Annotated in this window: 9 protein-coding genes; 6 read left to right on the top strand and 3 right to left on the bottom strand. The window is 71.8% G+C overall.

Features of this window, described 5'->3' with window-relative positions; genetic code table 11:
* The first annotated feature begins 231 nt into the window (after positions 1-231).
* Positions 232-981 carry an LOG family protein gene (locus KN815_RS42235; protein WP_216347073.1) on the top strand — a complete coding sequence of 250 codons (750 nt, stop codon included), beginning with the start codon at positions 232-234 and terminating at the stop codon, positions 979-981.
* Positions 982-1,031: 50 nt separating this feature from the next.
* Here KN815_RS42235 and folP read toward each other — a convergent pair whose 3' ends face one another.
* Entirely contained in the window at positions 1,032-1,892 is an 861-nt protein-coding gene (folP, locus tag KN815_RS42240; protein ID WP_216347080.1) for a dihydropteroate synthase, read from the bottom strand.
* Between the two features lie 138 nt (positions 1,893-2,030).
* Here folP and KN815_RS42245 point away from each other — a divergent pair, with 138 nt between their 5' ends.
* Together KN815_RS42245 and KN815_RS42250 are read left to right on the top strand one after the other, a co-directional pair.
* Positions 2,031-2,528 carry a DivIVA domain-containing protein gene (locus KN815_RS42245; protein WP_216347074.1) on the top strand — a complete coding sequence of 166 codons (498 nt, stop codon included), beginning with the start codon at positions 2,031-2,033 and terminating at the stop codon, positions 2,526-2,528.
* Complete coding sequence (locus KN815_RS42250) at positions 2,525-3,121, top strand: DNA-3-methyladenine glycosylase I (RefSeq protein ID WP_216347075.1); 597 nt, start codon at positions 2,525-2,527, stop codon at positions 3,119-3,121. The genes KN815_RS42245 and KN815_RS42250 overlap by 4 nt, the downstream gene beginning before the upstream one ends.
* 131 nt (positions 3,122-3,252) lie before the next feature.
* Here KN815_RS42250 and chcB read toward each other — a convergent pair whose 3' ends face one another.
* On the bottom strand, positions 3,253-4,059 hold the full coding sequence (chcB, locus tag KN815_RS42255; protein WP_216347076.1) for a 2-cyclohexenylcarbonyl CoA isomerase: 807 nt from the start codon (positions 4,057-4,059) through the stop codon (positions 3,253-3,255).
* Positions 4,060-4,419: 360 nt separating this feature from the next.
* On the opposite strand from chcB, the gene KN815_RS42260 reads away from it, so the two are divergent.
* Complete coding sequence (locus tag KN815_RS42260; protein WP_003966491.1) at positions 4,420-4,587, top strand: DUF3117 domain-containing protein; 168 nt, start codon at positions 4,420-4,422, stop codon at positions 4,585-4,587.
* 152 nt (positions 4,588-4,739) lie between these two features.
* On the opposite strand, the gene KN815_RS42265 is transcribed toward KN815_RS42260, so the two are convergent.
* Positions 4,740-5,405, bottom strand: a complete 666-nt coding sequence (locus KN815_RS42265) for an O-methyltransferase (protein WP_216347077.1) — start codon at positions 5,403-5,405, stop codon at positions 4,740-4,742.
* A gap of 130 nt (positions 5,406-5,535) precedes the next feature.
* Between KN815_RS42265 and sigE the strand changes: the two genes are divergently transcribed.
* A complete protein-coding gene (gene sigE / locus KN815_RS42270) occupies positions 5,536-6,354 on the top strand; it encodes an RNA polymerase sigma factor SigE (RefSeq protein WP_216347078.1) in 819 nt (272 codons plus the stop codon).
* On the top strand, positions 6,351-7,277 hold the full coding sequence (locus KN815_RS42275) for an anti-sigma factor family protein (protein ID WP_216347079.1): 927 nt from the start codon (positions 6,351-6,353) through the stop codon (positions 7,275-7,277). Before sigE ends, KN815_RS42275 begins: the two co-directional genes overlap by 4 nt.
* Positions 7,278-7,850: the final 573 nt, after the last annotated feature.

Raw genomic sequence — 7,850 nt, forward strand, 5'->3', positions numbered from 1 at the left:
ATTGCGTCACCAGGAGCGGAGCCCCAGTTGTGAGAAGGGGAGGGGAGCAGCCCGCCGCGGGCGGCAAGATCCGTCGGACACCCCCGAGCGGCGCCGGCGGGCCGTCGCCCCTGTGTGATCAGCGGTTCGGTGGGTGAGCGTGGCCGGGATTTCGGCTCCAAGCCGTCCGAGGGGCCTACTCTGAACCACAGATCTTTGACCAGATCTTGGTCTTGGCGAAGGGAGCACACAGTGGGCAACGCCGAAGAAGAGCGAGCGCTGCACGAGCAGCGTCTGGGCCCGGTCGTGCGCCGCCGCCACCAGATGCGACCGGAGACGACCGATCAGCGGCTCCTGGACACCCAGGGGGCCACGCACTGGGTGCACGAGGACCCGTTCCGGGTGCTGCGCATCCAGTCGGAGTTCGTCGAGGGCTTCGGCACCCTGGCGGAGCTGGGCCCGGCGATCAGCGTGTTCGGCTCCGCCCGTACGCCCGAGGGGTCCCCGGAGTACGAGGCGGGGGTGCGGATCGGCCGGGCCCTCGTCGAGGCGGGCTTCGGGGTGATCACCGGCGGCGGCCCGGGCGCGATGGAGGCCGCCAACCGCGGCGCGACCGAGGCGGGCGGCGTCTCGGTCGGCCTGGGCATCGAGCTGCCGTTCGAGCAGGGTCTGAACCCGTACGTCGACATCGGGGTCAACTTTCGCTACTTCTTCGTGCGAAAAACGATGTTTGTGAAGTATGCCCAGGGGTTCGTGGTGCTTCCCGGCGGGCTCGGCACGCTCGACGAGTGCTTCGAGGCGCTCACCCTCGTCCAGACCAAGAAGGTCACCCGCTTCCCGATCGTCCTCTTCGGCAGCGCCTACTGGAAGGGCCTGGTCGACTGGCTCACGAACACCCTGATCGCGGAGGGCAAGGCGTCCCCGCACGATCTGGACCTGTTCCACCTCACCGACGACATCGACGAGGTGATCGACCTGGTGACCAAGGAGTCCGGCGTCTGACGGCGCGCGCTCCTGGCACCCCGCCCGGCCGGCCCCCCGGCGGGCTTCCCTCAGGCCAGTCCCCGGCGGGCGACCGCCGGGGGCCGGTGGCCCGCGATGGACGACACCATGTCCAGCACCTGACGGGTCTCGGCCACCTCGTGCACCCGGTAGACCTGGGCCCCCAGCCAGGCCGATACGGCGGTCGTCGCGAGCGTGCCGATCAGCCGCTCCTTGACCGGCCGGTCCAGGCTCTCGCCGACGAAGTCCTTGTTGGACAGCGAGACCAGGACGGGCCAGCCGGTCTCCGTCAGCTCGCCCAGCCGGCGCGTGGCCTCCAGTGAGTGGCGGGTGTTCTTACCGAAGTCATGGCCCGGGTCGATCATGATCCCGTCGCGCCGCACCCCCAGTTCGAGGGCGCGCTCCGCGAGATCCAGAGTGACCCGCAGGATGTCCTCCACCACATCGTCGTAGCCGATCCGGTGCGGGCGGGTGCGCGGCCGGGCCCCGCCCGCGTGGGTGCACACCAGCCCGGCGCCATGGCGGGCGGCGACCTCGGCCAGTTTGGGGTCGACCCCGCCCCAGGCGTCGTTGAGCACATCCGCGCCCGCCGCGCAGACCGCCTCGCCGACCTCATGGCGCCAGGTGTCCACGCTGATCACCACGTCCGGATGGCGCCTGCGCACCTCGGCCACGAAGCCCACCGTGCGGCGCGCCTCCTCCTCGGCGCTCACCTCGTCCCCCGGTCCGGCCTTGACGCCGCCGACGTCGATGATCGCGGCGCCGTCCGCGATCGCCTGCTCCACGCGGGCCAGGGCGGGCTCGTCGCCGAAGGTCGCACCCTGGTCGTAGAAGGAATCCGGTGTCCGGTTCACGATCGCCATGATCACTCGCTCGTTCTCGCCGAACTCACGTCGTCCCAGCCGCAGCATCCGAACTTCCTTCATGTCTTCTTCCAGGTTGCGGGCAGCGACGATAACTGTCGGAGGGGCATGGCACGATCGGTGCAGACAGTTATCGAGGCCGACGGACACAGACTCAACCATGCATCTGACGGGGAGACGATCACCGTGTTCTTGTTCTTGCTGATCGCGCTGGTCGTGGTGGTCGGCGGGGTCACGCTCGCCGTCGTCGGCGGCGGTGACGGCCCGCTCGCCGAGGCGCCCCCGGACCGGCTGGACGAGCCGCTGCCCGCCGGCCGGCCGCTGGCGCGCGCCGATGTGGAGGCGCTGCGCCTCCCCATGACGCTGCGGGGCTACCGGATGGCGGACGTCGACGATGTGCTGGGCCGCCTCGGTGCCGAGCTCGCCGAGCGCGACGCCCGGATCGCCGAGCTGGAGGCGGCGCTCGCGGGCCCGCAGCCGAAGCCGTCGTCGCCCGCCGGGCCCGGCCCCGATCCGCTGTCGGCCCCGGAGAGCGACCACGGCTTCGGGCGGGGCGGCCGCGAGGGCCCCGGCCCCGAGTGGCCCGGCTTCGACGAGGACGGCTTCGAGGGAAACCTCTTCGAGGGGCGCGGCTACGACGGGCGCGGCAATGAGGGACACGGCTACGGAGGGCAGGGCGCATGAGCGGGCAAGGTGTGGTTCCGGGGCCGGACGGTCTGCTGCGCTGTCCCTGGGGGCTGGAGGCCGAGACCATGGCCGACTACCGCGTCTATCACGACACCGAGTGGGGCCGCCCGGTCCACGGCGATGACGCGCTCTATGAGCGGATCAGTCTGGAGGCGTTCCAGTCCGGGCTGTCCTGGCTGACGATCCTGCGCCGCCGGGAGGGGTTCCGGGCCGCCTTCGCCGACTTCTCGATCGCGAAGGTCGCGGAGTTCACCGAGGCCGATGAGCAGCGGCTGATCGCCGACCCCGGGATCATCCGCAACCGGGCCAAGATCGCCGCCACGATCTCCAACGCCCGCGCCGCGGCGGCCCTGGCCCCCGGTGAGCTGGACGAGCTGATCTGGTCCCATGCCCCGGCCCCCGACGGCCGCCCCATCCCGCGGACCTTCGCCGATGTCGCCGCGATCACCCCGGAGTCCACGGCCCTCAGCCGCGACCTCAAGAAGCGCGGCTTCCGCTTCGTCGGCCCCACCACGGCCTACGCCCTGATGCAGGCATGCGGCCTGGTCAACGACCATCTGGCCGACTGCCACAGCCACGACACGGTCTGATCGCCACGGCCGTGAGGCGGTCTGATCGGCACGGCGGCGACGCGGTCTGATCGCCACGGCCGTGAGGCGGTCTGATCGTCACGGCCGCGAGGCGCTTCGAGCCCCGGCCGCCGGCGGCCGGGGCGAGCCGGTCAGCGGCCGGTGAACCTCGGCTTCTCCTTGTTCACGAACGCGTTCACCGCGATCACGTGGTCCTCCGAGGCCCCCGCCCGGCGCTGGAGTTCGTCCTCCATGGCCAGCGACTCGGTGAGGGTGTGGCCCGCGGCGAAGGCCAGGGACTCCTTGAGCGCCGCATAGGCGGCGGTGGGGCCCTCGGCCAGCCGCCGGGCGACCGCCGCCGCCTGGTCGGCCAACTCGTCGGCCGGGACCACCCGGTGGGCGATGCCCAGGTCGAGCGCCTCCTGGGCGTCGATACCGCGCGGGAAGAGCAGCAGCTCCGCCGCGCGGCCGTATCCGATCAGCCGCTGAAGGGTCCAGGAGACCCCCGAGTCGGCGGTCAGCGCGACCCCGGCGAAGGAGGTGTTGAAGGAGGCGGTGTCGGCGACGATCCGGTAGTCGGCGGCGAACGCGAAGCCCGCCCCGGCGCCCGCCGCGACACCGTTGACGGCGGCGACCACCGGCTTCGGCATCCCGGCGATGGCGGTGACGATCGGGTTGTAGTGCAGCGCCACCGTGCTCATGGTCGAGCCCTCGCCGCTGCCGTCACGGTCGGCGGCCAGCAGACCGATGTGCTCCTTGAGGTCCTGGCCGACGCAGAACGCCCGCCGCCCGGAGCCGGTGAGCAGCACCGCCCGCACCGCCGGGTCCTCCGCGGCCTGGAGCAGTGCGTCGCGCAGCGCCACCTTGGTGTCGATGTTCAGGGCGTTCATCGCGTCGGGACGATTGAGCGTGATCGTGGCGAGACCCTCGGCGAGGTCGTAGAGCACGGTGTCGGCCATGGCGGTCCTCCGGCGGTGGGGCGGGGCGGGTTGGCGGGTGGCTCGGGCGGCGGCCGTACCGGTGGGCCCGCGAGGGGACCTACGGCGGCGGTCAGCGCACAGCATGCCGGAGATCATGACCGACCGACATGTGACCTGCGTCAAAGAACCGACCCTTCGTTCGGTGACGGCGGGCGTACGCTATCGCGGCCCCCTCCCCGAATTGAGTGGTTTTGGGGGAGCGCCTCGTACAGGCGTTGCCGACCGATGTTGGTCATCGGGTCATGCCATGCGGGATAATGAGTGTGAAGCAACGTGTTCGATGCCGGTGACACCTGGGTTGTCGGCTGCGATGAGCTGGTTTCAGGAAGGGGAACGAGCATGGCGGCCATGAAGCCGCGGACGGGCGACGGCCCGCTCGAGGTGACCAAGGAGGGGCGGGGCATCGTCATGCGCGTTCCGCTCGAAGGCGGCGGTCGGCTCGTCGTCGAGCTGACACCGGACGAGGCCGACGCCCTCGGCGACGCCCTGAAGAAGGTCGTCGGCTGACGGATTGCGGCCCACCATCACCCGCGCGCTGCCCCGGCGGCCGGTACGTCAGGTACCGACCGCCGGGGCAGCGCATGTAAGGGGTCGCGGTACGAGGCGGGGGACCGGCCGGGCAGAGCAGGCGAGCCGGGGGACCGGCCGGGCAGGTCGCGTCAGCCCCGCTTGACCGCGCAGAGCAGGCCGTCGCCGACCGGCAGCAGGGACGACTGGAGCACGGTGGACTCCCGTACGGTCCGCAGCAGCTCGCGCACCCGCAGCACCTCCGTGGGCTGGGCGGCGGAGTCCACGGTCCGCCCGTTGGTGAAGACCCCCTCGAAGCAGACCAGCCCGCCGGGCCGCAGCAGACGCAACGATTCGTCGAGGTAGTCCAGGCACTCCTGCCGGTCGCCGTCGCAGAAGACCAGGTCGTATCCGCCGTCGGCCAGCCGGGGCAGCACATCCAGGGCGCGGCCGGGGATGAAGCGCGCCCGGTTCCCGGTGAACCCGGCGGCGCGGAACGCCTGCCGGGCGAACTGCTGCATCTCCGGTTCGGTGTCCACGGTGGTCAGCACGCCGTCCGGGCGCATTCCGCGCAGCAGATGGATCCCGGAGACGCCCGTCCCGGTGCCGATCTCGGCGACGACCTTGGCGTCGGCGGCGGCAGCGAGCAGCCGCAGCGCGGCGCCGGTGCCCGCCGACACCGAGCGCAGCCCTGCCTCCCGGGCCCGGTCACGGGCCCAGTGAAGGGCTTCGTCCTCGGCGACGAACGCGTCGGCGAACGCCCAGCTCGTCTGCCGGTTGCCGGTAATGACCCTCTCCTGTCCCCGTAGTTGGCGCAACGGTGACTGTATCCGCTGCGCACGGGAACCCGCAGATGGGACCAGGCGTTGTAGAAGCCGGGGGGACCGTATGGATCACGACCAAATGCAGGTCAAAAATGCTTATCCGGAGCTAACGGGCGAGGTGGATATGGTAGGGGCTCTACTGGAGACCACCAGAGCCGACAGGGGAGGTGCGGCTGCGGCCGGTGACCGGCGAGTGCTGAAGCGCTTTCGCAGGTCAGCGGGCGAGCCGAAATCCGTGACCAACACTGCTGACCGTTCTCGCCCCCGTAGCCCAAAGGGCACGGGAGGTGCGCCGCTCGCCGAGCCCGCCACCACCGCGACCTTCGCCACGGACGCGGACGCCCCGGCGTGGACGCCTCCTACCTGGGAGGAGATCGTCAGCACGCACAGCGCACGGGTCTACCGCCTTGCCTACCGGCTCACCGGTAACCAGCACGACGCCGAGGATCTCACCCAGGAGGTGTTCGTCCGCGTCTTCCGCTCGCTGTCGACGTACACCCCGGGCACCTTCGAGGGCTGGCTGCACCGCATCACCACCAATCTCTTCCTCGACATGGTCCGCCGTCGGCAGCGCATCCGCTTCGACGCCCTCGGCGAGGACGCGGCGGAGCGGCTCCCCAGCCGCGAGCCCTCTCCCCAGCAGCACTTCAACGACACCCACTTCGACGCCGATGTGCAGCAGGCGCTGGACACCCTGGCCCCGGAGTTCCGCGCCGCCGTGGTGCTCTGTGACATCGAGGGGCTGTCGTACGAGGAGATCGCGGCCACCCTGGGCGTCAAGCTGGGCACCGTGCGCAGCCGCATCCACCGCGGCCGCTCGCATCTGCGCAAGGCGCTCCAGCACCGTGCCCCCGCGGCGCGGACCGGTCAGCAGCATGAGGTCGCCTCGGTGGCGCCGCGTGTCACGGCCCCCCGGCTGAGCGGGGAGGTCGGAATCGCGTGACCCGATCAGGCGGTCCGTCCCCCGCCGAGCAGCATCTCGGCGACCGCCTTGCGGCTCTGGTCGACGGTGAGCTGGGGCATGACGCGCGTGAGCGCGTCCTCGCCCATCTCGCCACCTGCTGCAAGTGCAAGGCGGAAGCCGATGCTCAGCGTCGGCTGAAAAACGTGTTCGCCCAGACGGCGCCTCCGGCACCGTCCGAGGGCTTTCTGGCGCGTCTCCAGGCCCTTCCGGCCGCGGGCGGCGACGACGGTATGGGCGGCTCCCCCTTCGGGGGCCCGAGCGTCTTCGGCCCGCGCGAGATGCGCGGCGCCCCACGGGACATCCGTGAGGTGCGCGACGTCCGGGAGCCGGAGGAGAGACGGGAGCGGGCGTTCGCCTTCGTGCCCGCGATGCCCCCGGGCACCGCGATCGCACCGGCGGCATCGGCCCGTGCCTCACGTCAGCGCGGCTTCAGGATCCATGAGGTCGAGCGCCCCGCCCCGCGCCGCAGGTTCGCCTTCGCGGCGGCCGGAGCGGTCTCGCTGGCGGCCTTCGCGCTCGGCGCGGCCCTTCCGCTGGACGCGGCGGTCGACCCCCCGGGAAGTTCGGCCGACGGCGCCGACACCGCGGTCGCCCCGGTCGACGCCGACGCCGCCGTGAGCATGGGCGTCCGGGAGCGGGCCCGCCAGGAGGTGGGGCTGATGGCCACCACGGACACCCGGACGGGCACCCCGTCCCCGACGGCCACCCCGCATCCACCGGCCCTGCGCCAGCCCGTCGGGGCGGCCCTGAATCCGCTGATACAGCCGATTCTCTCGGTCACCGAGCTGCTGCGGACGGCGAACTCCACGCCCCCGGCCCCCGCGCCGACCCAGTTGGAGGTCCCGTCCCGGCCCACGTCGGGCGGCTCGCCGTATCTCGGGTTCAGTGCGCCCCCGAAGTAGTACGACGGCCGCGCCCCCGAAGTAGTACGACGGTCGAGCCCCCGAACTAGTACGACGGCGGTGACGGCGCGATGTCGCCGGCCGCCCGTCTCTTTGCCGATCATGACAAGGTCTTTTCGTCCGCCGTGCGCGAGCGATGGCGGACCTGATTGAATCGGCTCCGGGCGGCGCGGCTTGGGCGGATGGGCCGAGGGGCGGTGCCTTGGTCCCGGATGCTTGGCCTTACCGGCCGGGGGGCATTCCCAGCGGCGGCTGGGGTAAGCCGAAGGGCGCCGTAGTGTGTCCGGGTGTTTGGGCTTACCGGCCGGGGGCACCTCCCGGCGTCCCGGCGTTAGCTGGGGCGATCCGAAGGGGCGCGTCGACAGGGGGTATCTCCCAGCGGTAGCTGGGGGAGACTTATGCGCCCCGGAGGCGAACCGAGCCCTCAAAAAAGGGGAGATCATGGACGAGCCGAAGGCTCCCAAGCCGAAGTGGTGGAGCCGCCCGGGCGCCGCACGACCCGGCGACCGGCCGAGCGACGCGGCGGAGGGCGCCGAGGAGCGTACGGAGGCCGCCGCCCAGGCGCCGCCGGAG

The organism is Streptomyces niphimycinicus, assembly GCF_018883605.1.
In the GTDB taxonomy this organism is placed as follows: domain Bacteria; phylum Actinomycetota; class Actinomycetes; order Streptomycetales; family Streptomycetaceae; genus Streptomyces; species Streptomyces niphimycinicus.